Annotated in this window: 24 protein-coding genes; 19 read left to right on the top strand and 5 right to left on the bottom strand. The window is 65.5% G+C overall.

Annotated elements, in window-relative coordinates; translation table 11 throughout:
- The first annotated feature begins 90 nt into the window (after positions 1-90).
- From lhgO to NFG58_RS16690, 4 genes are all read left to right on the top strand, one after another.
- Positions 91-1,293, top strand: a complete 1,203-nt coding sequence (gene lhgO / locus NFG58_RS16705) for an L-2-hydroxyglutarate oxidase (RefSeq protein ID WP_348827012.1) — start codon at positions 91-93, stop codon at positions 1,291-1,293.
- 245 nt (positions 1,294-1,538) lie between these two features.
- Positions 1,539-2,501, top strand: a complete 963-nt coding sequence (locus NFG58_RS16700; RefSeq protein ID WP_348814775.1) for a TAXI family TRAP transporter solute-binding subunit — start codon at positions 1,539-1,541, stop codon at positions 2,499-2,501.
- Positions 2,501-3,100, top strand: a complete 600-nt coding sequence (locus tag NFG58_RS16695) for a DUF1850 domain-containing protein (RefSeq protein WP_348827011.1) — start codon at positions 2,501-2,503, stop codon at positions 3,098-3,100. The genes NFG58_RS16700 and NFG58_RS16695 overlap by 1 nt, the downstream gene beginning before the upstream one ends.
- 139 nt (positions 3,101-3,239) lie before the next feature.
- The gene (locus tag NFG58_RS16690) at positions 3,240-5,243 is read left to right on the top strand and encodes a TRAP transporter permease (protein ID WP_348827010.1); all 2,004 of its coding nucleotides are present in this window, start codon (positions 3,240-3,242) and stop codon (positions 5,241-5,243) included.
- Between the two features lie 92 nt (positions 5,244-5,335).
- On the opposite strand, the gene NFG58_RS16685 is transcribed toward NFG58_RS16690, so the two are convergent.
- Positions 5,336-6,034, bottom strand: coding sequence for a YbaY family lipoprotein (locus NFG58_RS16685; protein WP_052704348.1), 699 nt, complete (start codon positions 6,032-6,034; stop codon positions 5,336-5,338).
- Between the two features lie 249 nt (positions 6,035-6,283).
- On the opposite strand from NFG58_RS16685, the gene purE reads away from it, so the two are divergent.
- The 3 genes from purE to NFG58_RS16670 all read left to right on the top strand — a co-directional run bounded on the left by purE (position 6,284) and on the right by NFG58_RS16670 (position 9,083).
- Positions 6,284-6,805 carry a 5-(carboxyamino)imidazole ribonucleotide mutase gene (purE, locus tag NFG58_RS16680; RefSeq protein WP_045992811.1) on the top strand — a complete coding sequence of 174 codons (522 nt, stop codon included), beginning with the start codon at positions 6,284-6,286 and terminating at the stop codon, positions 6,803-6,805.
- 37 nt (positions 6,806-6,842) lie between these two features.
- Positions 6,843-7,958 (top strand): 5-(carboxyamino)imidazole ribonucleotide synthase, encoded by a 1,116-nt coding sequence (locus NFG58_RS16675; RefSeq protein WP_108448226.1) that lies wholly within the window; start codon positions 6,843-6,845, stop codon positions 7,956-7,958.
- Between the two features lie 135 nt (positions 7,959-8,093).
- Positions 8,094-9,083 carry a BMP family protein gene (locus NFG58_RS16670; protein WP_348827009.1) on the top strand — a complete coding sequence of 330 codons (990 nt, stop codon included), beginning with the start codon at positions 8,094-8,096 and terminating at the stop codon, positions 9,081-9,083.
- Between the two features lie 110 nt (positions 9,084-9,193).
- On the opposite strand, the gene NFG58_RS16665 is transcribed toward NFG58_RS16670, so the two are convergent.
- A complete protein-coding gene (locus NFG58_RS16665; protein ID WP_108132395.1) occupies positions 9,194-10,204 on the bottom strand; it encodes a YeiH family protein in 1,011 nt (336 codons plus the stop codon).
- Between the two features lie 201 nt (positions 10,205-10,405).
- Here NFG58_RS16665 and NFG58_RS16660 point away from each other — a divergent pair, with 201 nt between their 5' ends.
- The gene (locus NFG58_RS16660) at positions 10,406-11,350 is read left to right on the top strand and encodes a LysR substrate-binding domain-containing protein (RefSeq protein ID WP_045992807.1); all 945 of its coding nucleotides are present in this window, start codon (positions 10,406-10,408) and stop codon (positions 11,348-11,350) included.
- Between the two features lie 116 nt (positions 11,351-11,466).
- Here the strand turns inward: NFG58_RS16660 and NFG58_RS16655 are convergent, their stop codons facing one another.
- The gene (locus NFG58_RS16655) at positions 11,467-12,267 is read right to left on the bottom strand and encodes a TraX family protein (RefSeq protein WP_108132396.1); all 801 of its coding nucleotides are present in this window, start codon (positions 12,265-12,267) and stop codon (positions 11,467-11,469) included.
- A gap of 183 nt (positions 12,268-12,450) precedes the next feature.
- Here NFG58_RS16655 and NFG58_RS16650 point away from each other — a divergent pair, with 183 nt between their 5' ends.
- The 11 genes from NFG58_RS16650 (at position 12,451) to NFG58_RS16600 (ending at position 22,961) form a co-directional block, all read left to right on the top strand.
- Positions 12,451-13,410, top strand: coding sequence for a LysR family transcriptional regulator (locus NFG58_RS16650; protein ID WP_045992806.1), 960 nt, complete (start codon positions 12,451-12,453; stop codon positions 13,408-13,410).
- Positions 13,411-13,593: 183 nt separating this feature from the next.
- Complete coding sequence (locus tag NFG58_RS16645; protein WP_348827008.1) at positions 13,594-14,169, top strand: TRAP transporter small permease subunit; 576 nt, start codon at positions 13,594-13,596, stop codon at positions 14,167-14,169.
- Between the two features lie 184 nt (positions 14,170-14,353).
- Positions 14,354-15,676: a TRAP transporter large permease subunit gene (locus NFG58_RS16640; protein ID WP_045992804.1), complete on the top strand. Its 1,323-nt coding sequence runs from the start codon at positions 14,354-14,356 to the stop codon at positions 15,674-15,676.
- Positions 15,677-15,812: 136 nt separating this feature from the next.
- Entirely contained in the window at positions 15,813-16,871 is a 1,059-nt protein-coding gene (locus tag NFG58_RS16635; protein ID WP_348827007.1) for a twin-arginine translocation signal domain-containing protein, read from the top strand.
- Positions 16,872-16,970: 99 nt separating this feature from the next.
- Entirely contained in the window at positions 16,971-18,350 is a 1,380-nt protein-coding gene (locus NFG58_RS16630; RefSeq protein WP_348827006.1) for a glutamine synthetase, read from the top strand.
- A gap of 76 nt (positions 18,351-18,426) precedes the next feature.
- A complete protein-coding gene (locus tag NFG58_RS16625) occupies positions 18,427-19,812 on the top strand; it encodes an aldehyde dehydrogenase family protein (RefSeq protein WP_348827005.1) in 1,386 nt (461 codons plus the stop codon).
- A 7-nt stretch (positions 19,813-19,819) separates the two neighbouring features.
- Positions 19,820-20,998 (top strand): iron-containing alcohol dehydrogenase, encoded by a 1,179-nt coding sequence (locus NFG58_RS16620; protein ID WP_185696393.1) that lies wholly within the window; start codon positions 19,820-19,822, stop codon positions 20,996-20,998.
- 111 nt (positions 20,999-21,109) lie between these two features.
- The gene (locus NFG58_RS16615) at positions 21,110-21,844 is read left to right on the top strand and encodes a GMP synthase (RefSeq protein WP_348827004.1); all 735 of its coding nucleotides are present in this window, start codon (positions 21,110-21,112) and stop codon (positions 21,842-21,844) included.
- 128 nt (positions 21,845-21,972) lie between these two features.
- Positions 21,973-22,257 (top strand): BrnT family toxin, encoded by a 285-nt coding sequence (locus tag NFG58_RS16610; RefSeq protein ID WP_108132400.1) that lies wholly within the window; start codon positions 21,973-21,975, stop codon positions 22,255-22,257.
- Positions 22,226-22,495 (top strand): BrnA antitoxin family protein, encoded by a 270-nt coding sequence (locus NFG58_RS16605; RefSeq protein ID WP_108132401.1) that lies wholly within the window; start codon positions 22,226-22,228, stop codon positions 22,493-22,495. The genes NFG58_RS16610 and NFG58_RS16605 overlap by 32 nt, the downstream gene beginning before the upstream one ends.
- Positions 22,496-22,706: 211 nt before the next feature.
- The gene (locus tag NFG58_RS16600; protein WP_045992800.1) at positions 22,707-22,961 is read left to right on the top strand and encodes a type II toxin-antitoxin system prevent-host-death family antitoxin; all 255 of its coding nucleotides are present in this window, start codon (positions 22,707-22,709) and stop codon (positions 22,959-22,961) included.
- Between the two features lie 12 nt (positions 22,962-22,973).
- Here the strand turns inward: NFG58_RS16600 and NFG58_RS16595 are convergent, their stop codons facing one another.
- Both NFG58_RS16595 and NFG58_RS16590 read right to left on the bottom strand, forming a co-directional pair.
- A complete protein-coding gene (locus tag NFG58_RS16595) occupies positions 22,974-23,225 on the bottom strand; it encodes a plasmid stabilization protein (protein WP_287164245.1) in 252 nt (83 codons plus the stop codon).
- 140 nt (positions 23,226-23,365) lie between these two features.
- Positions 23,366-25,456 carry a cation-translocating P-type ATPase gene (locus NFG58_RS16590; protein ID WP_348827003.1) on the bottom strand — a complete coding sequence of 697 codons (2,091 nt, stop codon included), beginning with the start codon at positions 25,454-25,456 and terminating at the stop codon, positions 23,366-23,368.
- Positions 25,457-25,655 lie beyond the last annotated feature (199 nt).

Here is a 25,655-nt window from a genome sequence, read left to right as displayed (position 1 = left end):
TAGGGTGATGGGCCCCGCGATACCCGGTCGCCCACGATGTATCCGGCCCCGTCCCGGCGGCGGGGCAAGACCAAGGACAACGAGACCCCCATGTACGACTTCATCATCATCGGCGGTGGCATTCTGGGCATGTCCACCGCCATGCATCTCAAGGACGCCTATCCTGAAAAGCGCATGCTGTTGCTGGAAAAGGAGGACGGTCCGGCTCGCCATCAGACCGGTCACAACAGTGGCGTGATACACGCCGGGGTCTACTACACACCGGGCAGCCTCAAGGCGCGCTTCTGTCTGGAAGGCAACCGTGCCACCAAGGCGTTCTGCGAGACCCACGACATCGCCTACGAAAGCTGCGGCAAGCTGCTGGTCGCCACCAACGAGGTGGAGTTGGGGCGGATGAAGGCCCTGTGGGAACGCACCGAAGCCAATGGGCTTGAGCGTGAATGGCTCGACGCCGGTGCCCTTGCAGAGCGTGAGCCCAACATCACCGGCGTCGGCGGCATCTTCGTGCCGTCCAGCGGTATTGTCGACTATGCCGAGGTCACTCGCGCCATGGCCGCCGAGTTCGAGCGACGCGGTGGCGAGATCCGCTACTCACGGGAGGTAACCGGGCTCGACGAACGTCGCCAGGAAGTGGTGGTGACCACCACCACCGAGACCTTCAGCAGTCGCTACCTGGTAAGTTGCTCAGGGCTGATGGCCGACCGGGTGGTGCGCATGCTGGGGCAGACCCCGAGCTTCACCATCTGTCCCTTCCGCGGGGAGTACTTTCAGTTGCCCGAGCACCGCAACGCCATCGTCAATCATCTGATCTACCCGATTCCGGACCCCAGCATGCCGTTTCTCGGCGTCCACCTTACCCGCATGATCGATGGCAGCGTGACGGTGGGGCCCAACGCCGTGCTGGCACTGGCCCGCGAGGGCTATCGCAAGCGTGATGTCTCGGCAGCGGATCTGGTCGGCATGGTCAGCCATCCGGGTATTCTCAAAGTGCTGTGGCGTCATCTGGGCCCTGGCATGCGTGAGATGAAGAACTCGCTGTCACGGCGTGGCTATCTGGAAGAGGTGCGCAAGTACTGCCCGAGTCTCACCCTCGATGACCTGAAGCCCTACCCGGCCGGGGTGCGTGCCCAGGCGGTGACACGAGACGGCAAGCTGGTCGACGACTTCCTGTTCGTCAACACGCCGCGCACCATCAACGTAGGCAATGCGCCATCGCCGGCGGCGACCTCGGCGTTGCCGATCGGTGCCCATATCGTCGCCAAGGTACGCGAGCAGGTCGACAGTCAACGCTGAGGCGTGAAAAGCCGGCGCGACGCCAGCTCCCTGAGAAGCGCGCCCTTCGGGGGTTCGACGGGCAGGATGGCGGGCCAGTGTCTCTAAGACCTTGTGAGAATTGCAGACAAAGATAAAAAACGTCGAAATGTCTGCAGTGGCAAGCGAGGCCGGCTCTTGCTAGCTTGCCTAGGCGATTGCTGTATCGACACTTCAATTCCGCACAATAAATTCTAAGCGGTTCCCACGAGGAACGGAGGAAGACCATGCGAGCACTGACCCTTGCCCTGACGGCATCCCTGCTGGTTGCCAGCCACAGCGCCGTGGCCCAGAGCCAGCTGTCGATCGCCACCGGTGGAACCGGCGGCACCTACTACCCCTACGGTGGAGGCCTGGCCGAGCTGATCAAGAAGCACGTCGACGGCTACGACGCAGTGGCCGAAGTGACCGGCGCCTCGGTGGAGAACATGGGACTGGTCTGGCGTGGTGACTCCGATCTGGCGCTGGCGCTGGCCGACACTGTCCACCAGGGCGCTACCGGTACCGGTGACTTCGAGGGGCGCAAGCTCGAGAACATTCGTGCCATCGCCTCCATCTATCCCAATGCGGTGCAGATCGTGACCATGGCCGACTCCGGCATCGACTCGTTGGATGACCTGGAAGGCAAGGTCGTGTCCGTGGGCGCGCCGGGCAGCGGCACCGAGCTCAACGCCCGCGCCATTCTCGAAGCCAACGGCATCAGCTACGACGACTTCGACCCGCGTCGCTTGAACTTCAACGAGACCGCCGACGCCCTGCGTGATGGCGATATCGATGCCGGTTTCTGGAGCGTGGGGCCGCCCACCAGCTCGATTCTGAATCTGGCCACCACCAGCGATGTTCGGCTGATCGGCCTCAGCGACGAGGAAGTCGCCAAGGCGCGCGAGGACGAACCGGTGTTTGCCCCGTATGAGCTCAAGGCCGGTCTCTACGAAGGCATGGAAGAAGCGGTGCAGACCCTTGGCGTACCCAACGTGCTGATCGCCAGCAGCGAGATGGACGAGGAACTGGCCTACCAGATCACCAAGACCCTGTTCGAGCAGACCGACGAGCTGATCGCCATCCATCCGGCGGCCAATGACACCACCGTCGAGTTCTCGGTGAACTCCACACCCATCGCTTTCCACCCTGGCGCACTGCGCTACTACGAGGAAGTCGGTGCCGAGGTGCAGGACAAGCAGCGTCCCTGATGGCGGGGCGTCGATTCATGGCAGGGCGGGCCTCCGGGCTCGCCCTGCCTGCGCTTGGGCTGGTCACGCTGATGACTGTGGCGGGCGCTGGCCAGGCAAGTGATGCCGACTGCGATGCTCTATTTACCTTGAGCGTGCGCGACGCCGAGGGTGCAGCGCTGGTGGAACTGCCGATGCCCGATGGTGCCGGCTGGTGCCTGGCCTGGAACCACTCGGTAGAAGGCTTCGAGGTGCTCGACTGCTATCGCAACCTCGGCGGTGCCATGGTGCTTGAACGCAGTCACCTGCCGGACTTTGCCGCGGGCCTCGACCACGTGCCCGGGCGCGGACGCCAGGTCAGCGACGGTCAGGGCGGCTACTGGATCGAGGACATCGACGAGCCCGTCCCCGGCAATCGCTATCGGCTGAGGGTCGGCGCCAAGCGCGTCGATCATCGCCTGGTCAGCCGTGGTGAGCCGACCCTGGAGACGTTGATCAAGGCTCGGGCCGACTGTGCGGACGGGGACTCCCTGGCCGTGCCGGCGGCCTCCACGCCCATCAGCCTGAGCGATCTGGCGGCGGGGCGTTTGGTCAGCGTTGGACTCGAGCGGCGCGACTAGCCTGTCGTTGGCCCAGGCTATCGAATGATGCCACCAACCGCGTGGGCACTTCGGCCCCTCGAGGGCCTGCGACCTGCGACAGCATTCCGAATTATGCCAACCGGCCAAGCGCCGGCAAGGCCTGACGAGAATCACGACAATGAGCGAAACGGCAGCTTCACCGGTGGTGCCTGGCAGCCAGGCCAACCACCCCAAGACCATCCTATGGCTGATCACCCTGGTGGCGGTCGGCCTGTCGCTGTTCCAGCTCTACTCGGCGGGGATTCAGCCGCTGGGGCTGTTCTATCAGCGCAGCATCCACCTTGCGCTGGTGATGATGCTGGCGTTCCTGATGTTTCCGGTGTTCGGTCCCAAGCGTGACAGGGGCGTGCTGGGTGGGGCGATCGACCTTGTGTTCTTCATCGGGGCGATGATCACCGGCGGCTACATGGCGCTGTTTCTGGACGAGATCATCAATCGCGCCGGTTTCTGGAGCCAGACCGACATCACCGTCGGCATCATCGCCACCATCACGGTGCTTGAGGCCAGCCGTCGCGCGGTGGGGCTGGGCATGACCATCATCGGCCTGATCGCCATCCTCTACGCCTTTGCCGGGCCCCGTGGCGAGTTACCCTGGCTCGGCCAGTTCCTGCCTGGCATCCTCGAGCATCGCGGCTACAATCTCGATCGTCTGGTGGGCCAGCTTTACCTGGGTCAGGAAGGCATCTTCGGCCTGCCCATGGGGGTGGCCGCGACCTATATCTTCATCTTTGTGTTGTTCGGTGCCTTTCTCGAGATCACCGGGGCGGGCAAGTTCTTTATCGATCTGGCCTACGCCGCCACCGGACGCCAGCGTGGCGGGCCCGCCAAGGCCGCGGTCATCGCTTCTGCCGGCATGGGCTCGATCTCCGGCAGTGCCATCGCCAACGTGGTCACCACCGGCGCCTTTACCATCCCGCTGATGAAGCGCCTGGGCTACAAGCCCCACCAGGCCGGTGGCATCGAGGCGGCGGCGTCTACCGGTGGCCAGATCATGCCTCCGCTGATGGGGGCCGGTGCCTTCCTGATCGCCGAGTACACCCGGCTGCCGTATCTCGAGGTGGTCAAGGTCAGCATCCTGCCGGCCTTCATGTACTTCGCCACCGTCTATCTGTTCGTGCATATCATCGCCCTCAAGGAGGGTATGCAGGGCATGGCCAAGGACGAGCTGCCGCAGATGAGCGACGTGCTCAAGCACGGTTGGCACTTCCTGCTGCCGCTGGCGGTGCTGGTGTGGCTGTTGATGATGAACATGTCGCCGATGCGAGTGGGCTACTACGCCATCGTCTGCATGCTGCTGGTGGCGGTGCTGCGTTTCGCGGTGTGGTTCTTGTTCGTGGCGCCAGGCGAGGGGCAGCCGGTGACCGCCGAGCGTCTGGGGCTGGCCTGTCGCAACGGTCTGCTCAAGTTGCTTGAAGGCCTCGAACTCGGTGCGCGCAACGCCGTGGCGGTGACCATGGCCTGTGCGGTGGCAGGGATCATCGTCGGGGTAGTGGGGCTGACCGGTCTCGGCCTCAAGTTCTCGGCCATGATGCTGGCTTTCTCGGGCGGTAACCTGCTGCTGGCGCTGATCATGGTGCTGCTGGCGAGTCTCGTGCTGGGTATGGGGCTGCCGGTGACGGCCAGCTATATCGTGCTGATCGTGCTGGTGGGGCCGGCGCTGGCCAATGAGTTCGGGGTGCCGTTGCTGATCGCCCACCTGGTGGTGTTCTGGTATTCCCAGGACTCCAACGTGACGCCGCCGATTGCGCTGGCCGGCTTCGCCGGGGCCGCCATCGCCGGGGCCAAGCCCATGGAGACCAGCTTCCAGTCGTGGAAGTTTGCCAAGGGCCTCTATCTGGTGCCGCTGTTCATGGTCTACAACCCCGAGATCATCGTCGGCGGGCCGGTCTGGCTGCTGATCTGGAAGGGCTTCACCGGGCTTCTGGCGCTGGGCGCCTTCGCCGCCACCCTGGAAGGCTATCTGTTCACCCGCATGGCGATCTGGCAGCGCGTGCTGCTGCTGCCGGCGATCGTCGGGGTGTTCCTGCCGTCGCTGGTGTTCGACGTCGCCGGTGCCGCCGTCATGCTGGCGATCATCAGCCTCAACTTCTGGCAGGCCCGCCGCACGCCGGCAACAGCGTAGCGGCGCCAGGGCAGCCGCCAACAGCGACAACGCCGTGCCCAAGGGCACGGCGTTGTCGTATCGGGAGGAGCCGGTCCGTCGAGGGCGCTCGCTTACTGCGGCTGGCTGGACGACGTCTCGGTATTGGCACCGGTGTCGGCATTTTCGCCGCTCGCCGCGGCGGCGCCCTGGCTGGGCTCCTGCATGCCGGCGGCCTGTTCGGCCACGGCGTCGGCCTCTTCCACGGCCTGCTTCTCGGCGGCGGTGGGTTCATCACCGCTGGACAGCAGCGCCTCCTGGGCCTTCTGCATGCTGTCGCTCTGGGCGTTGCCGTCGGCACCCACCGGGCGCAGCACCACCGACACCGGCGGCTGGTCGGCGTCGGCACCGACTTCCACCGGAGTGGCTTCGGTACTGGTCCACACCAACTGACCTTCGTCGTTGCGGATCTCGCCACGCAGGCTGTGGGTGTGGCGCGGGTTCACCGCGTCGCTTGCGTAGCTCAGCGAGAAGTCGGTCGGTGCCTGGCGCTCGATGGTCACCGTGGTTTCGGCGATGGTCCTGGCCGGGGCGTCGGCGAGGGCAACGTCGTTGAGCAACACCGTGACCTCGGCATTGTCGGGCAGGCTCTGGCCGGCCTCGGCGAAGCTCAGGGTACCGTCAAGCGTCATTTTCTGCGCCTGTTCGGTGGTGCTCTGCTGGCTGGCGTTCGAGCCCTCCTGCGCGGTGCTGGCGGTGCTCTGTCCCTCATCGCAACCGGCCAGCGCCAGGCCGGAGGTCAGGGCGGCAATAAGCAGCAGGGTCGGTTTCATGGCTCTCTCCTTGGGTGAGCGGGTCGTCCTGTCAGGCGGCGTGGAGTGTCGGCGATGGCCGCGACAGCAGCGTTACCCTAGCAGGCCAATGCGCAGTCAGGGTGAAAGGCGCTGTCGCTGGCTGGCGACGTCTCCGCATAGGGAGAGGTACTGCTCCCCCGGCTCTGCTAGACTATGCCGCTTCCCGATTGTTCCCTTGTCGTGGCGATTTCTTTGCCGCGGCGCCGTCGTTTCTTCGAGGAGTTGCCGATGTCATCCACTTCCCCAGCGCCCCGGGTCGGCGTGATCATGGGTTCCAAGTCCGACTGGCCGGTCATGGAACACGCCGTGACCATGCTCGAGCGCCTCGGCGTGAGCTACGAGACCCAGGTGGTCTCCGCCCACCGCACCCCGGATCTGCTGTTCGACTACGCCAAGGGTGCCGCCGAGCGTGGTATTCAGGTGATCATCGCCGGGGCTGGCGGTGCAGCGCACCTGCCCGGCATGGTCGCCTCCCAGACCGCGCTGCCGGTGCTCGGCGTGCCGGTGGAGTCCAAGGCGCTCAAGGGGCTGGATTCACTGCTGTCGATCGCCCAGATGCCGGGCGGCGTCGCCGTCGGCACCCTGGCCATCGGCAAGGCCGGCGCTACCAATGCTGGCCTGCTGGCAGCCCAGATCGTGGGGCTCGGGGACAGCCAGGTTCGCGAGGCCGTCGAGGCCTTCCGCGCCGAGCAGACCCAGACCGTGCTCGACAATCCCGATCCTCGTCCGCCCGAGTCTCGCCAGGGCTGAACGGCGTCGTGTACCCGCAGGAAAACAGGAGCAAGTCATGAAGATTGGCGTTCTCGGGGCCGGACAGCTCGGCCGTATGCTGGCGCTGGCCGGCTATCCGCTGGCCAACCGGTTCCGCTTTCTCGATACCACCGGCCACCCCAGCGCCGGGATCGGCGAGGTGATGATCGACACCGACCAGAAGCACGTCCAGAGCTTCCTCGAAGACGTCGACCTGGTCACCTACGAGTTTGAGCACCTGCCGGTGTCGTTGGTCCAGGCGATCGAAGCCGAGAAACCGGTCTACCCCGGCAGTGAGGCGATCCGGGTGTGTCAGAATCGTGCCGAGGAGAAGGCGCTGTTCGATCGACTGGGTATTCCGACGCCGGCCTATCGCCTGGTGGACAGCGCCGAGTCGCTGGAAGCCGCCGCTCGTGAGCTGGGCACGCCGGTGGTGGCCAAGTCGATCACCGAGGGCTATGACGGCAAGGGGCAGGCGGTGCTGAAGGACCCGGCGGAAGCTGCCGATGCCTGGAAGCGCATCAATCACCCGCGGTTGATCGTCGAGTCCTTTGTCGACTTCGTGCGCGAGGTGTCGATCATCGCCGTGCGTGGACGCGACGGTGAGGTGGTGTTCTATCCCATGGCGGAAAACGTCCATGTCGATGGCATCCTGCGTTACTCGCTGGCGCCGATGCCGGATCTCGACGACAGCGTCCAGCACACCGCCGATGAATACATCCGGGCGCTGCTGGATGAGCTGGACTATGTCGGTGTGCTGACCCTGGAGCTGTTCCAGTGCGCCGACGGCAGCCTGCTGGCCAACGAGATGGCACCGCGAGTGCACAACTCCGGCCACTGGACCATGGATGGCGCGGTGACCAGCCAGTTCGAGAATCATCTGCGTGCCATCCAGGGCCTGCCGCTGGGGGACACCAGTGCCCGGGCGCCGACCTGCATGGTCAACGTGATCGGACGCGAGCCCGAGCCGAGCCAGGTGCTGGCCATGCGCGACGCTCATCTTCATCGCTACGACAAGAGCGAGCGCGCCGGTCGCAAGCTTGGTCACATCAACCTGGTCGCCGACGATCACGCGAGCCTGCTTGAGCGGGTGCGCGAATGCGCCGCCCTGGTGCCGGACGCGCCCGAGGTGCGCTTCAGCTTCGAAGACTGAGCCAGGCGCTGTTTTGCTCCCTCCAGGACGGGCCCCAACACGGGGCCCGTCGTCGTTTCGGGGTGGCGATGACGCCACCGCGGCGCTAGAGTAGTTGATGCGTTCTGTATACAAAAATAAGTAATGAGGTGTTCGATGATTCGCAAAGTTGGATACATGGCGGCGCTGTGTGGTCTCTCGCTTTCGCCTTCCCTGGCCGTGGCGGATGCCTTCGAGGTGGCCATGCTATTGCCGGGGCAGAAGGATGACGGCGGCTTCATGGAGGCGGGTTACCGTGGACTCGAGCGCATCGAGGCCGAACTTGGCGCCGAGATCAGCTACGAGGACGGGATAGCGCCGGAGCCCGACGCGCTTGAGGCCGCCCTGCGGCGATTGGCGGATGCCGGGCCGGACCTGATCATCGCCCACGGCGGTCAGAATTCCGAGGCGGTGATGACGGTGGCAGGGGACTATCCCGAGGTGCTGTTCTCCGTCACCCAGGGGGATGTCACCGGCGACAATGTGTCGAGCTATGAGGTCCTTCAGGAGCAATCCGCCTGGCTCGCCGGTGCAGCGTCGGGTCTGCTGACCCAAAGCGGCGTGGTGGGCCATATCTCGGGGATTCGCGTCACTCCGGGTCTCAAGGGTCGCGGGGGCTTCTACCACGGTCTGCAGCATACCCGACCGGACGCCGACTTCCTCACCATCTTCGCCGGCGATCAGGACGATGTGTCACTGGCCCATGACGTGGCCAGCGCCCAGATCGAGGCCGGTGCCGATATCATCTTCACCATGTTGAATGCAGGTCGCCAAGGGGCCATCGAGGCGATGCAGGAGGCCGAAGGCGTTTGGCAGTTCGGCAATGTGCGCGAGTGGCATGAGGACTACCCGGAGGTGTTCGCCGGCTCCGCCATCGCCAACGTGTCCATGGCGGGTTTTGTTGCTGCCGAGGCGGTCAAGCAGGGCAGCTGGAGCTCGGGTGAGGTGGTGCGTATCGGCCTGGATAACCCGGAGGCGGTGAGTCTGTCGCTGGCGCCCTGGGTCGAGGACGACATCGTCGCCGAACTCGATCGCCTCGCCGCCGAGATCGTCGAAGGAAGCATCGAGGTACAGACGTCCTACGACGGCGAGGAATTCTCTCTGTAGCAGGGGCAAGTCTCTCGCTGCTCAATGATGGATCAGCTCCACGCAAGAAGGCGGCCGCAAGGCCGCCTTCTTCGCTGTGTGTCGGGTTCCTGCCCGGTCCATCGATCCGGTCAGCCCATCAGCAGGGCACTGGCCATCCCGCCACCAACCACCAGCAGCACAAACAGGATCAGGGCGAGCAGAAAGGGCTTCACGCCGAGCGCCTTGAGGCGCGACATCCGGGTGTTGATGCCAAGCGCGGCCATGGCCATGGTCAGGGCGATCTGGCCGGCCAGCACCAGACCCGAGTGCAGGGGCGCGGGCAGGGTGATGACGCTGTTGACGCCGACCATGGCGATAAAGCCGAGGGCAAACCAGGGGATCACCAGCTTGGCCTTGTGTGCGCCCTGAGCGCCGGCCTCGGCGCCTTCCTGGGTCGGCTGACGCAGCCACCATTGGCCGACCACCAGCAGGAAGGGCACCAGCAGCATCACCCGCACCAGCTTGACGATGACCGCGTTGGCCAGGGCATCCGGGCCGACGGCGTCGCCGGCGGCGACCACCTGGGCCACCTCATGCACGGTAGCGCCGATATAGACCCCGAACAGTCCCTCGTCCATGCCCAGCCACGGATACAGCAGCGGGTAGGTCAGCATGGCCAGGGAGCCGAACAGCACCACCGTGGCCACCGCCATGGACGCCGCTGCCGGCTTCGAGCGAATGGTCGACTCGGTGGCGAGCACCGCAGCGGCGCCGCAGATGGCGCTGCCGGCACTGGTCAGCAGGGTGGTCTCGCGATCCATGCCGAGCACCCGGGTGCCGATCTGGTAGCCGACCAGCAGTACCGCGGTGATGATCAGCGCGTCCAGCAGCAGCACCTTGGGCCCGAGTCCGACCACCTGAGCGAAGGTCAGCGACAGGCCGAACAGCACGATGCCGCCGCGCAGCAGCCAGCGGGTAGCGAAGGCGAGCCCCGGCTGGGCGCCCTCGACGGTGCGCTTGAGCGGCAGATTGCCGACCACGATGCCCAGCAGCAGGGCGAACACCAGCGGACTCACGCCTGCGTCGGCGATACCGGGCAGTCGGCTGATGGCCTGCCCGGCCAGCGTCAATAGTGCGCATAGCGCAAGTCCTTGCCACATGAGCGGATCTCCTCTTCGTGTCAGGGTATCGCCGCTACCGGCTCGTCTGGGTGGAGCCTGAGGCGTCGGTTCGATAGGGAGATTCTAGGCGTGGATATACCAGATGATTATCGTGTAATAACGAAACCTGTTATAAGCTGAGCCGATATAGGAGCCGTTGTCGTTTCCCCGCCATCTTCCCTGCAACCGTCGAGCACCGTGATGAGTTTCTCGCCAGACAGTCCCACCCGCTCCCATATCACCCTGCGCCAGCTCGAGGTCTTCGTGGCGGTGGCCCGGCTGGGAACCGTCAGCGCCGCGGCCAGACAACTGAGCCTGTCCCAGTCGGCGACCAGCCAGGCGCTGGCGGACCTGGAGCGTCAACTTGGTGTCACCCTGTTCGAACGCCCGGGACGGCGGCTTGGCCTGAACGACATGGGCCATCGACTGCTGCCGCGCGCCGAACAGCTGCTGGATGATCTGGGCGAGCTGATCGCCGCCGCCGAGGAACCGGGAGACGAGCTCCACGGCAGCCTGGCGATCTCCGCCAGCGCCACCATCGGCACCTATCTGTTGCCGCCGCTGGCTGGGGAGTTCGGCGGACTGCATCCGGGGGTCGACCTGCGCCTGCGACTGCGCAATACCGGCGAGGTGATCTCCGAGGTACAGCGCTTCGACGCCGACCTGGGGATGATCGAGGGGCGCTGTCACGAGCCAGGGCTCGCCAGCGAAGTGTGGTGCGAAGACCATATGGTGATCGTCTGCGCGCCCGGGCACCCTCTGGTGGCCAAGGGCCGGGTCGAGGACGCTGATCTGGTCGAGCAGTCGTGGATCCTGCGCGAGATCGGCTCCGGCAGCCGGGAGGTACTCGAGGCGGCGGTGCTGCCCCGGGTGCCGAGGCTCAAGGTACGCATGGAGCTGGGACAGCACGAGGCGATCAAGCAGGCCGTGGCGGCGGGCCTGGGACTGGGTTGCCTGTCGCACCTGAGCGTGCGGGGAGAGCTCGAACGAGGGGAGTTGCTGGCGCTGTCACATGACCTGCCGCTGACCCGCCACTTCTCGCTGGTGTGGCATCCGGACCGCTACCGCAGCCCGGCCTGGCAGGCCTTCAAGGTCTTCTTGATGGAACAGAGAAGCCGTTTCGCGCTGCCGGCGCAGGACGCCTAGAGGATCTGGGCGTTGCCGTTCCACAGCAGAATGGCGGCGATCACCGCGAAGTGGGCCTGGGGGTATCAAGAGCAGGCGAGCCACCTTGGCGGGTTCTCTGGGCGTTGCCGGTACCGTTACATGATCTGGGCGTTGCCGGTCCATAGCAGGATGGCGGCGATCACCGCGAAGTGGGCGGGATACCATGCGAGCCACATCCGCCGCGGCATGACGATGCCGGGCGCGCGGCATAGCCGGTGAGCACCAGCGGCCAGCAGCAGTACCGCCAGGACCGTGGCCACGGTCACCGACTTGGCCATGTCGGAGCTGTTCATCATGCCTGCCACCAGCAGCAGCGGCAGGCAGCCGACCACCGCCAGCAGGCGCGAGAGCAGGGCGTCGTCGGTACGATGGAGCTGGCCCATGCCGAGCATGAAAAACGGCACCAGCAACAGGCCATGGTGGCCGTATTCGACCCAGAAGCCGGCAAAGTACCAGCCGGTTGCCACGCCGAGGGTTTCCAGCGCCAGGCGTACATGGCCGAGCTCTCCGGCTTCCTGTCGCCGGGTCAGTTGCTCAAGCCAGTGGCCGGCCATCAGCCCGAGCGCCAGGGTAAAGCAGATGTTGAGCTGAAACAGCGCCTCGCGGGGCATCAGTTGGTAGGGTAACTGGGCCAGCAGACCGATGATCATCACCCGGCGTGCGTAGCGCAGCGGATCACGGGTATTGAATAGCCCGTGCCAGGCGACCATGCCGGCGAACAGCGGAAAGGCGATACGGCCCACGCTCGAGTCGACCCAGCCAAGGTGCCAGGCGTCGGTGGCCAGGTAGCGTGCCAGGTGGTCCAGGGTCATGGTGACAAGCGCGATCCACTGGCCCCAGCCGGTCCAGTGGGAGGACGGTCGTTCGTGGTAGCTGGCGCTGGCGACGTAGGTCATCGGACTTCCCTGTTGTTCGGCTTGCCAGGGTAGACTTGTGCCGGGCCGACAAGTTCCGCAGGAGTCAGAGTAGAGCTTCGACACCGACCAGGATCAGCACCGGGTCAAGGATCGCTGCGACAGCCCCTGCAAGAGCCGACAACAGCGCCGAGACAATAACAACATCACCACCGAGGAGACGCCATGAAGAATGGCTTCGGCTTCGACCTGCGCAGTATGGAAATCTTCGTCGAGACCCTGGAACGCGGTAGCCAGAGCGCCGCCGCCGAGGCGCTCGGCCTGACCCAGTCGTCGGTGTCGCATTGTCTGGCGACCCTCGAAGAGAGCCTGGGGCTGGCGCTGTTCGAGCGCCGCTCGCGGCCGCTGGAACCCACCAGCGCCGGACGCTTCTTTTATGACCGTGCCCGCCGTCTGCTGGGCGAGGCCCGGGATACCCGCCGCGAACTGATCACCGGCGCCTTTGGTCAATTGCATCAGATGCGCCTGGCGCTGGTAGATTCGCTGGCCACCGCCGTGGGCAAGCCGCTGATCGATGTCATCCGCCGCCACACCCGTGACTACACCCTGACCACCGGGCTTTCGCACATGCACGGCCACTCGCTGCTGACGCGGCACGTGGACGTGATCATCTCCGACGATCGGCTGGAAAACTACGATGGCCTGGAGCGTCACAGGGTGCTGGACGAGCCCTTTGTGCTGGTGTTGCCGGCGAGCTGGACGGGGCCTGCTGACAATCTGCGCTGGCTATCGCGTCAGCTCGACTTCGTGCGCTATGTGCCACAGTCGCTGATCGGCCAGAGTATCGAGCGCCACCTGCGCCTGGCCGGAGTAGAGCTGCCGGCGCGGCTGCACCTGGACAATACCTGCGCCTTGCTCAAGGCGGTGAGCGACGGCGTCGGCTTTACCGTGACGACCCCGCTGTGCCTGTATCAGGCGGGGCTCGATCAGCTCAGGGTGCGCATCGAAGCGCTGCCGCTGGCGCCGCTCAAGCGCTCGTTGACGCTGGTCGCCAGGCGCGACGAACTCGGTGGCTTGCCTGGACAGCTGGCGCGGGACGCCCGCCGCCTGCTGGACGGCGACTTTCGTGCCACGCTCACCGAGGAGCTGCCCTGGGTCGAGGAGCAGATCGTCACTTCCGTCTGAGGATCTTCCCGGCGATGGCCAGTTGCATGGCCGGTTTCGGTGCAGTGGCTGCTTTTCTCTGCACTTTGCTTGAGCAGTATCGAAAGCTTCGATAGTCATCACGTCGTTGAAGTCGATGCAACTGGCACGTCCGGCCAGGCTGGGCCAAGACTCAGGAGATTCCTCTTGTGTCCGGGAGCGCCCATGCCGGCAGCCATTCGTCTCTACGTCCGCTACGTGGACCGATTCAATCGGCGTATCGGTCGTATCGTCATGTACCTGATCTTCGTGATGATCGGGGTCCTGCTCTATGCCTCGCTCTCGCGCACCCTGTTTGATCGGCCGTTGATCTGGGGCGTCGAGGTCTCTCAGTTCCTGATGGTCGCCTACTTTCTGCTGGGCGGCGCCTACTCCATGCAGCTCGACGACCATGTGCGCATGGATCTCTTCTATACCCGACTGTCGCCACGGGCCAAGGCCATGAGCGACATCCTGACCATGCTGCTGTTGCTGGTGTTCCTCGCCACCCTGCTGGCCGGCGGCATCTCCAGCACCAGCTACGCGATCAAGTACGGCGAGACCAACTACAGCTCCTGGGCGCCGCCGCTGGCGCCGATCAAGATCATCATGACCCTGGGGGTAGCGCTGATGCTCGCCCAGTGCCTGTCGACCCTGTTCAAGGATATCGCCGTGCTGAGAGGACACCCGCTCGAGCAGACCGAGGGGGAGAAGGACGGCAGGGAAGAGCAGGACCGGAAGGACGGGGAGGGCGATCAATGAGCCATGAAATGATCGCACTTACGCTGCCCTTGTCGAGAGCGTCGATGATGTTGCTGTTTCTAAGCCAGAGCCAGGGACGGAGGGCGATCGATGAGCCATGAAATGATCGCGCTTATGCTGCCCTTGTCGAGAGCGTCGATGATGTTGCTGTTTCTAAGCCAGAGCCAGGGACGGAGGGCGATCGATGAGCTATGAAATGATCGCGCTGACGATGTTCTCTTCGATGATGTTGCTGCTGTTGACCGGACAGCGGGTGTTCGGCGTCATCGGCTTCGTCGGCGCGGCGGCGGCGCTCTTGCTGTGGGGCGATGGCGGCATGGAGATGCCGTTCAGCGCTGCCATCCAGTTGATGAACTGGTATCCGCTGTTGACCCTGCCTTTGTTCATCTTCATGGGCTACATGCTGTCGGAGTCGGGCATCGCCTCCGAGCTCTACGAGATGTTCCACGTATGGATGGGCGGGCTCAAGGGCGGGCTCGCCGTGGGTACCATCGGGCTGATGGTGGTGGTCTCGGCGATGAATGGACTGAGTGTGGCCGGCATGGCCATCGGTGCCACCATCGCCCTGCCGGAACTGCTGCGCCGGGGCTACGACAAGATCATGGTCACCGGGGTGATCCAGGCCGGAAGCTCGCTTGGCATCCTGGTGCCGCCCAGCGTGGTGCTGGTGCTCTACGGCATGATCGCGCGACAGCCGGTCAGCCAGCTATGGCTGGCCGGAGCCATCCCCGGGTTGATCCTGGCGGCGATGTTCGTCATCTACATCGTGGTGCGTTGTCGCCTGCAGCCGAGCCTGGGCCCGGCGCTGCCGCCGGAGGAGCGCAACCTGTCCACCGCCGACAAGCTGAAGCTTCTGCGCGCGGGCATTATGCCGCTGGCGATCTTCTTCTTCATGACCGGGCTATTCGTGATGGGCGTCACCAGCCTGGTCGAGAGCGCCGCGGTGGGGGCGCTGTCGGCGACCCTGGCGGCGGCGTTCAAGCGCCGTCTGACGCTGGCGGTGATCGAGACCACGGTGCGCCGCTCGCTCGGCATCACCTGCATGTTCATGTGGATCATCCTGGCGGCGCTGTGCTTTGGCGCGGTGTTCGACGGTCTCGGCGCGGTGCGCGCCATCGAGTCGGTATTCCTCGACCAGTTCGGCCTCACCCCCTGGCAGATCCTGGTGATGATGCAGCTGTCTTACATTCTGCTGGGCATGTTCCTCGACGACACAGCCATGCTGGTGATCGTGGCGCCGCTGTACGTGCCGCTGGTGATCACCCTGGGCTTCGACCCGATCTGGTACGGAGTGCTCTACACCATCACCGTGCAGATCGCCTACATGACCCCACCGTTTGGCTACAACCTCTTTCTGATGCGCGCCATGGCCCCGCCGGAGATCAGTCTCGGCGACATCTACCGCAGCGTCTGGCCATTCGTCGCCATCATGCTGGCGGGGCTTGCGCTGATCACCGCGTTTCCCGAGCTGGCGCTATGGCTGCCGGGTCTGTTCAGGGACTACTGAGGCAGGACTGTCGCGGTCTTGGCCCGGCAGGCAGGGATGTGAAGCAAGGAGCTTTAAAGAAGGCAGGAGAAGACGACCACAGGCGTCCTTTACGGACGCAACGTCAGGCAACAACAACGAAAACGGGAGAGAACGGATGACCAATCGTCGCGACTTCCTCAAGAAGGCCGGTGTCGCCACCGCCGCCACCGTGGGGGCGGGCACCCTGGCCGCCCCCTACGTCCACGCCCAGTCGAAGACGCCGATCCGCTGGCGACTGCAGACCTATGCGGGGCCAGCCCTGGCGGAGCACGTGATCAAGCCCTCCATCGAGGCCTTCAACAAGGCCGCCAACGGCGAGATGGAGATCGAGCTGTACTTCTCCGACCAGCTGGTGCCCACCGGCGAGCTGTTTCGAGCGATGCAGCGGGGCACCATCGACGCGGTGCAGAGCGACGACGACTCGATCAATGCTCCGGTCGATGTCTCGGTGTTCGGCGGCTACTTCCCGTTCGCCTCGCGCTATAGCCTGGACGTGCCGACCCTGTTCAACCACTACGGCCTCAAGGAAATCTGGGAGGAGGCCTACGGCGAGATCGAGGGAGTGACCTGGCTCGGCTCCGGCAGCTGGGACCCCTGCAACTTTGTCACCCGGGAGCCGATCCGCAGCATCAAGGACCTGGAGGGCAAACGGGTCTTCACCTTCCCCACCGCCGGGCGCTTCCTGACCCGCTTCGGGGTGGTGCCGGTGACCCTGCCGTGGGAGGACATCGAGGTCGCCATGCAGACCCGTGAACTCGACGGCATCGCCTGGGCCGGCATCACCGAGGCCTACACCGTGGGCTGGGCGGACGTCTCCAGCTACTACCTGACCAACAATATTTCCGGCGCCTGGGCCGGCTCCTACTTCGCCAACAGCGAGCGCTGGAACGAGCTGCCGGATCACCTGAAGACACTGTTCAGAATGTGCATGGACAGCTCTCACTACTATCGTCAGCACTGGTACTGGTGGGGCGAGGCCCACTACCGCACCCAGGGCGGCAAGCTGGAGCTGACCTCGATCCCGGAAAGCGAGTGGCAGACCATCGAGGACGAGGCGCTGAGCTTCTGGGACGAGATCGCAGGCCAGAGCGAGCGCAACGCCAAGGTGGTGCAGATCCTCAAGGACTATCGTCAGACCATGCAGCAGGCGGGACCTCCCTACCGCTTCAGCTGACACTCACGGTAGATATCGGGCGTTGCGGGCCGGCTCGGCAATCAAGGTCGGCCCGTTGTTTCTTCGCCCTTGTTCCTTCGCCCATGAGGAGGGTGATCGATGTCAGGACTCAATCCCAGGGACGTGCGTACGGCGGATGACGCCCGCCGGGTGGTCGAGGCGCGCAACCTCTCCCACGTCAAGATCGGTTTCCTCGATCTGGACGGGGTGATGGTCGGCAAGTACATGCACCGTGACAAGTTCTTTGCCGCCCTCGACGGCGGCTTCGCCTTCTGCGATGTGGTGCTGGGCTGGGACAGCAAGGACGAGCTGTACGACAACACGCGCTACACCGGCTGGCACACCGGCTATCCCGACGCCCAGTTGCGCGTGCTGCCGGAGAGCTGTCGCGAGGTACCCTTTGAAGGCGACATGCTGCTGTTCATGGCCGAATTCACCGAGCGGGCCGAGGCGATCTGTCCGCGTGGCCTGCTGCGGCGAGTGCTGGGCCGGGCCGCCGAGATGGGCTTCTCGGTACACGGCTCGCTGGAGTATGAATTCTTCATGTTCCAGGAGACGCCGGAATCGGTGCGCGAGAAGGGCTTTCGCAACCTGCGTCCGCTGACCCCGGACATGATGGGCTACTCCATGCTCAGGAGTTCGGTGCATGCCGAGCTCTACCACGAGCTGCTGGAGCTGTCCCAGCGCATGGACTTCCCCATCGAGGGGCTGCACACCGAGACCGGGCCAGGCGTGCTCGAGGCCGCCATCGGCGTCGACGAGGCGCTGGCCGCCGGCGACAAGGCGGCGCTGTTCAAGACCTTCACCAAGGTGTGGGCCCAGCGACGCGGCCTGATGGCCACCTTCATGGCCAAGTGGTCGCCGGACTATCCCGGCCAGAGCGGCCATATCCACCTGTCGTTAAAGCACCTCGAGAGCGGCGAGTCGGCTTTCTACGACGCCGACGCCGAGCACTCCATGAGCGCCATCCAGCGTCACTTCGTCGCCGGCCAGCAGCGGCTGATGCCGGAGTTTCTGGCCATGTTCGCCCCCACCATCAACAGCTACACCCGGCTGATTCCCGGCTTCTGGGCGCCGACGGACGCCACCTGGGGCGTCGAGAATCGCACCACCGCCCTGCGCGTGATCCCCGGCAGCGCCAAGTCCCAGCGGGTCGAATACCGGCTCGGCAGCGCCGACGCCAATCCCTACCTGGCGCTGGCCGCGGCCATCGGTGCCGGCCTTTATGGCATCGAGCAGGGGCTCGAGCCCGATACCGCGGTTACCGGCAACGCCTACGAGCTCGACCATCCCGAGCACCAGGCGCTGCCGCGAACCCTGTGGGAGGCGGCCCAGCGGCTCAAGGCATCGACGCCTGCGCGCGGGCTTTTCGGCGACGACTTCGTCGAGCACTTTGCCGCCACCCGGGAGTGGGAGGAGCGCGAATTCCGTCGGCATATCACCGACTGGGAGCTCGATCGCTATTTCGAGATTATCTGACGCGGATGCCCGGCATCCCGGCATCCCGGCATCCCGGCATCCCGGCATCCCGCCAACCGACAGACGAGAGAACTGCATGGCCATTCAACAGACGATATCGCCGGTGGACGGCTCGGTGTACGTGGAGCGCGAGCAGGCCGGCGCGGCCGAGATCGAAACGGCCCTGGCCCGCGCGGTCGAGGCCCAGCAGGACTGGCGCGAACGTGACGTCGCCGAGCGCTGCCGCCTGTGCAGTGCGATGGTGGACGCCTTCGTCGCCCGGCGCGATCAGCACGCCGAGGAGCTGTGCTGGCAGATGGGCCGGCCCATTTCTCAGGGCGGCGGGGAAATCGGCGGCTTCGAGGAGCGCGCCCGGGCGATGATCGCCATGGCGCCTGAGGCGCTCGCGCCGCTGCGCCTGGCCGACAAGCCCGGCTTTACCCGCTATATCCGCCGCGAACCGCTGGGCGTCTCGCTGATCGTCGCGCCCTGGAACTTCCCCTACATGACCGCGGTGAACGCCGTGGTGCCGGCGATCCTCGCCGGCAATGCGGTGATCCTCAAGCACTCCGCCCAGACCCCGCTGTGTGCCGAGCGCATGGTCGAGGCCGCCCGAGAGTCGGGTATCCCCGAGGGGGTGTTCCAGTACCTGCATCTGAGCCACCAGGCCACCGAGTCCCTGATGGGTGACCCTCGCATCGACCATGTGTCCTTCACCGGCTCGGTGGGCGGTGGTCGCACCGTCGAAGCCGCCACCGCCGGGCGCTTTATCGCCACGGCGCTGGAACTCGGCGGCAAGGACGCCGCCTATGTGCGTGCCGACGTCGACCTGGACAGCGCGGTGGAAGGGGTGATGGACGGCGCCTTCTTCAACTCGGGCCAGAGCTGCTGTGGCATCGAGCGGATCTATGTCGAGCGTGCCATCTTCGATGACTTCGTCGAACGGGCGGTGGCCTGGCTGAAGCAGCTCAGGCTCGGCAACCCCTGCGACCCGTCCACCAGCCTGGGGCCGGTGGTCAAGCCCGCCGCCGCTGACTTCGTACGGGGCCAGGTGGAGGCGGCGGTGGCCGCCGGCGCCCGCGCCTGGATCGACCCCGGCGAGTATCCGCTGTCGCGCCCCGGCAGCGCCTATCTGGCGCCACAGCTGTTGACCGGGGTCGACCACAGCATGGCGGTGATGCGCGAGGAGAGCTTCGGCCCGGTTGTCGGGGTGATGGCGGTGGACGGCGACGACGAGGCCATCGCCTTGATGAATGACTCCGAATTCGGCCTGACCGGGGCGATCTTCACCCGCGACCTGGTCGCCGGCGAAGCGCTGGCTGCGCGGCTTCAGGTCGGCACCGCCTTCGTCAACCGCTGCGACTATCTGGATCCGGAGCTGGCCTGGACCGGCGTCAAGCATTCGGGGCGCGGCTGCTCGCTGTCGCGGCTCGGCTTCGACAGCCTGACCCGGCCCAAGTCCTTCCACCTGAAACACGCCTGAGGCAACCATGAGCGATATCAGCCGCTACACCACCAGCTGGAACTACCCCTCGGCCATCCTCACCGGCGCCGGTCGAATTCGTGATCTGCCAGCGCAGTGCCGAGAGCTTGGCATGACGGCGCCGTTGTTGATCACCGATCCGGGGCTCGCGGCGCTGCCGATGGTGCGCGAAGTGCTCGATCACTGCGCCGGCGAAGGACTCAGGGCGGGGCTGTTTGCCGAGATCAAGGGCAATCCCACCGGTGCCAACGTCATCGCCGGCGTCGACGCCTTCCGCCAGGGTGAGCACGACGGCGTGATCGCCTTCGGCGGAGGCTCCGGACTCGACGCGGCCAAGGCGGTGGCGCTGATGGCCAATCAGCGCGACGGCCTGTCGCTGTGGTCGCTGGAGGACGTCGGCGACAACTGGAAGAACGCCGACGGCGACGCCATCGTGCCGCTGGTGGCGGTGCCGACCACCGCAGGTACCGGCTCGGAGGTGGGACGCGCCTCGGTGATCACCGACGAGGCCGAGCGGGTCAAGCGCATCATCTTCCACCCCGGCATGGTGCCGGCCCGGGTGATCCTGGACCCGACCCTGACCGTGGGCCTGCCCCCTGCGGTTACCGCCGCTACCGGTATGGATGCCCTGTCCCACTGTCTGGAGGCCTGGTGCGCGCCGGGCTATCACCCCATGGCCGAGGGCATCGCGGTGGAGGGCATGCGCCGGGTCCGTGACTATCTGCCCCGGGCCTACGCCCACGGCGACGATCTGGAGGCCCGGCTCAACATGCTGGTGGCATCGAGCATGGGCGCCACCGCCTTCCAGCGGGGGCTCGGCGCCATGCATGCCCTGGCCCATCCATTGGGGGCGCTGTACGACGCTCACCATGGCACCTTGAACGCCATCCTGATGCCCTATGTGCTCAAGGCCAACGAGCGCGCCATCGGCGAGCCCATGGTGCGCCTGTGTCGCTATCTCGATATCCGCCAGCCGGGCACCTCAAGTGCCATCGACTGGGTGCTCGAGCTGCGTGAGCGGCTCGCGATCCCCCACGACCTGGCGGCCATCGGCATCGACGACGCCGAGGCGGTGAAGATCGGCGAAATGGCGGTGGTCGACCCGTCCGCGGCAAGCAATCCCATCGCCTTTACGGCCGAGGACTATCAACGCATCTTCCTGGCGGCCCAGCAGGGCCGGCTATAGCGCTTGGAATAGCGCCCGGCCCCGCCCGATGACGTAGCCCTGGCGGCGCCCGGGTCGTCTCTGGCAAGGTGGCCGGCCAGCGTCAAGGGGGTACTGGTGATGGACAACATCATGCGAATCGGTCTACTGCAGTGCGACGATGTGGCGCCGGAGCTGATCGACGCCCACGGCAACTATCCGGCCATGTTCGAGGCGCTGCTGGCGCCGGCGGCCTTTTCTCTGGGGGTCAGCCTCGAGTGGCAGGTCTACCGCTGCCTGGACGGCGAGATTCCCGATGACGTCGAGGCCGTGGACGCCTGGCTGACCACCGGATCGAAGTTCGGGGTCAACGACGGCCACGCCTGGATCGTCCGGCTCGAGGACTTCGTGCGCGCGCTCTATCGCGCCGAGAAGCCGCTGGTGGGGGTGTGCTTCGGTCACCAGTTGATCGTCAAGGCGTTGGGCGGCGAGGTGATCAAGAGTCCCAAGGGCTGGGGCGTAGGGCTTTCCAACAATCGGGTCGGCGAGCGCGAGCCCTGGATGACCCCCTGGCAGCATGACCTCGACCTGCTGGTCAGCCACCAGGATCAGGTCGAGACGCTGCCCGAAGGCGCCTCGACCCTGGGCGGCAGCGGCTTCTGCCCCCACTACCTGATCCGCGTCGGCCGCTGCTTTCTTGGCGTCCAGGGCCACCCCGAGTTTCGCCCCGACTACTCCCGCGACCTGATGCGACTGCGCCAGGGCCTGGTCGGGGAAGAACGGGTACGCCAGGGCCAGGCCTCGCTGGCCGGACGCATCGACGACGGCGTGATGGCCGAGTGGATACTGCGCTTCATGCGCGAGGCGATGGCGGTCAGGGAGGGGTGACGAGACGCAAGATGGAGGCCATTATTTGGTGGTGGCAGCCAAGGCACCTGGCAAGCATTAGTTTCGGCAACGAGTGCGTAGTGGGAGAACGAACCTTCTTGGCCTTTTTTTGTCCATACATTTAAAGCATGATCATCGACTTCGATCCGGGGAAGAGCGCTTGGAATGCCAGAGAGCGCGGCCTGCCCTTCAGCGAGGTGTCTCATTTCGATTGGGAAGGGGCGCTACTGACCGAAGACAAGCGCAACGATTACCCGGAGCGTCGGTTTGTTGCCATCGGGATGATCGGTCAGCGGGCCCACGTGGTGTGCTTCACGCCGATTGAAGGTGGAATTCGCGTCATCAGCTTGAGAAAGGCCAACGCTCGGGAGGTGCGGCGCTATGACAAGGCGACTCACGGACAGGACAGGTGAGGTCCGGGAACTCACCGATGAGGATATCGAACGTATGCGCCCCATGGATGAGGTGTTGCCTGCAAACCTCAAACGGGCCATCGGACAGCGGGGGGCGCAACGAACGCCGACGAAGGTGAAGACGTCGATCCGTCTGTCTCGGGACGTCATTGACCACTTCAAGCAGGGCGGTGATGGCTGGCAGCGCCGCATCGACCAGGCCCTGAAACAGTATATTCGAGAACATGGTAGCGATTGAGGTCTGGCCGCCAAATAGCTGGCGGACATGCCAGGCCAGGCCTCGCTAGCCGGACGCATCGACGACGGCGTGATGGCCGAGTGGATACTGCGCTTCATGCGCGAGGCGATGGCGGTCAGGGAGGGGGGACGATGACTGCAGCAAGCTGAATACGGCTGTACGCTTGTCTCATGTCGCAGGCAGTTTGTCGTGACCAGGCGCGGGGAAGAGCATGCGATCCTTTGACATCGAAGAAGCCAGCACGCAATTGGTACAGCTCGTCGAGCGAGTCCGTCAGGGAGAAGGATGCTTCATTACAATGGCGGGCAAGCCGGTGGTTCGGGTTACCTCCATCGAAAGACCGGAGCCCGAGCACCTGAGGCGGCTTGGCTTTCTTGATGGCCAGTTCAGCGTGCCGGAGGACTTTGATCGTATGTCGGTATGGGACACCTTCTCCCAGTTCGACTCGTCGCAAGGGATACCGTGATGGCGCGTCGGGTTATGGACTCACCGGTCGCGCAGGCGTCTTGTCGCGGGCCTGCTCGAACACGGCAAATTCGCTGTCGCTCAGCCTGGCCTGCTTGCCAATATCGGCCAGCAACGAACCCAGCTTGACCTTGCCCTTGAGCGATACCGCCGTCTCGAGGATCTCGCGTACCTCCGCCTCCATGCTATGACCGTGTCGAGCCGCACGGATGCGCAGGGCGCGATGTACCTCGTCGGGAAGGTTGTGAACCGTCAGCATGGCCATAGGTAGCGTCTCCCAGTGCATTCAGTGCATTCATCGTAGTCACCTGATTGCATGGCAACTAGGCGCGCTGCGGTGTTGGTCGGGAGTATGGGAGCTTCCTTCGCCAGAAAAGCCAGGCTCAGGTGCTCCCTCTTTGCCTATCAACCATCAAACCGCTGTCTGAGTATCCTCAGTCCGTTGCCGACGACCAGCAGGCTCGAGCCCAGGTCGGCAAACACCGCCATCCACAGGGTGGCGTGGCCGGTCAGCGCCAGGGCCAGGAATACCGCCTTGATGCCGAGCGCCAGGGCGATGTTCTGCACCAGCAGGCGGCGGGTGCTGCGGGCCAGGTCGATCAGCCGTGGCAGGCTGGCCGGGTCGTCGTTCATCAGTGCGATATCGGCGGTCTCGATGGCCACGTCGCTGCCTGCCGCGCCCATGGCGATGCCGATATCGGCCCGGGCCAGCGCCGGGGCGTCGTTGATGCCGTCGCCGACCATGGCGCACACACCGCGGCGGGACAGCGCGTCCAGGCGCGCCAGCTTGTCCTCCGGCAACAGCTCACCGTAGGCCTCGTCGATGCCAGCTTCACGAGCGATGGCGTCGACCCTGGCCTGGGCGTCGCCGCTGAGCATGCTGACGCTCACCCCCTGGCGATGCAGGCGCTCGATGGCTTGGCGGCTGGTGCTGCGCAGGGCGTCCCTGACCGCGAAGTAGGCCAGCAGCCGATCGTCGCGCCCCAGCCAGACGATGCCGGCGTCGTCGTTGTCGGCGTCACCGCTGGTCAGCTGGGCCTGGCTGACCCCCATCTCGCCGGCCAGGCGGGCGTTGCCGAGCCACACCGTCGCACCGCTATCGGCCTCGCTTGCCACCAGACCACGACCGCCGCGCTCCTCGACACCTTCCAGTGACACCGTAGGCTGAGAGCCCAGCCCCTGCACCAGGGCGCGGGACACCGGATGGTTGGAGCGCTCCGCCAGGGCGAGGGCCAGGCGCTGTCCCTCGGCGTCGCTGCTGTCACCGAGCGCAGCTGAGCGCACCAGCCGTGGCTTGCCCTCGGTCAGGGTGCCGGTCTTGTCCAGCGCCAGGTGGGTGAGCCGGGTGGCCTGCTCGAGAAAGACCCCGCCCTTGATCAGGATACCCTGGCGTGCGGCGGCACCGAGGCCGCTGACCACCGTTACCGGGGTGGAGATCACCAGCGCGCAGGGGCAGGCGATGACCAGCAGCACCAGGGCGCGGTAGACCCCGTCGAGCCAGGGGCCGAGGCCGAGCAGTGGCCAGCCCAGCGCGACCAGCCCGGCCAGCACGAACACCACCGGGGTGTAGATGGCGGCGAAGCGATCGATGATGCGCTGCGTAGGCGCACGACGGGACTGGGCTTCTTCCACCGCGTGGATGATGCGCGCCAGGGTGGTGTCATTGGCCCGCCGGGTGACGCGGTAATCGAAGTCGCCGGCCAGGTTGATGGAGCCGGCGTAGACGCTCTCGCCGAGGGAGCGATCACGCGGCAGACTCTCGCCGGTGATCGGCGCCTCATCCAGGCTAGGGTCACCGCGCACGATCTCGCCGTCCAGCGCCAGACGCTCGCCGGCGTGTACCCTGACCAGATCACCTATGGCGACGTCGTCGGCGTCGATCTCGCGCCACTCGCCGGTGCCAGACTCTCCTTCATCCAGCACCCGTGCCCTGGGCGGGGCCAGGTCGAGCAGCCCGGAGATGGCCTGGCGCGCGCGTGCAAGCGACCTGGCCTCGAGGTGCTCGGCCAGGGTGAACAGCACGATCACCATGGCCGCCTCGGCCCAGTGGCCGATCAGCACAGCGCCGGTCACCGCTACGCTCATCAGCGCATTGATGTTGAGGGTGCCGTGGCGTAGCGCCACAAGGCCCTTTTTCCAGGTGGGAATGCCGACCAGGGCGATGGCGACGATGGCCAGCAGCGGCGTAAGCCAGCCAGCGGTCAGCCCGAGCCAGCCGATGGCCTCGGCGCCCAGGGCCAGAATGCCGGCCAGCGCGAGGCGCCCCCAGGGCGTCGTCGTGGTGCTGCGGGAATCATCGGTGGCATCCGCGCCTTGGTCATCCTCGAAGCGAGGCGTCATGCCGGTATCGCGGACACGGGCGGTCAGGGCGTCGCGATCGACACCCTGGTGATGGACGACCAGACGACGCTGCATCAGCTGGAAGCTCAGTGCCTCGACCCCGGGAAGATCGGCCAGCGCCTTTCTGAGCACGCCTTCTTCGGTGGGGCAGCACATCTCGTCGATGGTCAGCGCAAGACGGCTGGCCGAAGGGGACGCTTCGCTGCTCTGTGGGGTGTCGGCAGTCTCGGCTGCCCCGCAGCAGGTACTGGTTCCCGCCGGCCTGGTTTCGCTTGTTGTTTCGTCTCTAGTTTCGGTCTTGGTTTCAGTGCGGGGCGTGGCACTGGAGGCGCAGCAGCCGGCCTTGCTCGTACTT

The sequence above is a fragment of the Halomonas sp. RT37 genome, from assembly GCF_040070525.1.
Taxonomy (GTDB): Bacteria; Pseudomonadota; Gammaproteobacteria; order Pseudomonadales; family Halomonadaceae; genus Halomonas; species Halomonas litopenaei.
The sequence above is the reverse complement of the archived record's forward strand: the minus strand, read 5'-3'. Positions and strand labels throughout refer to the sequence as shown.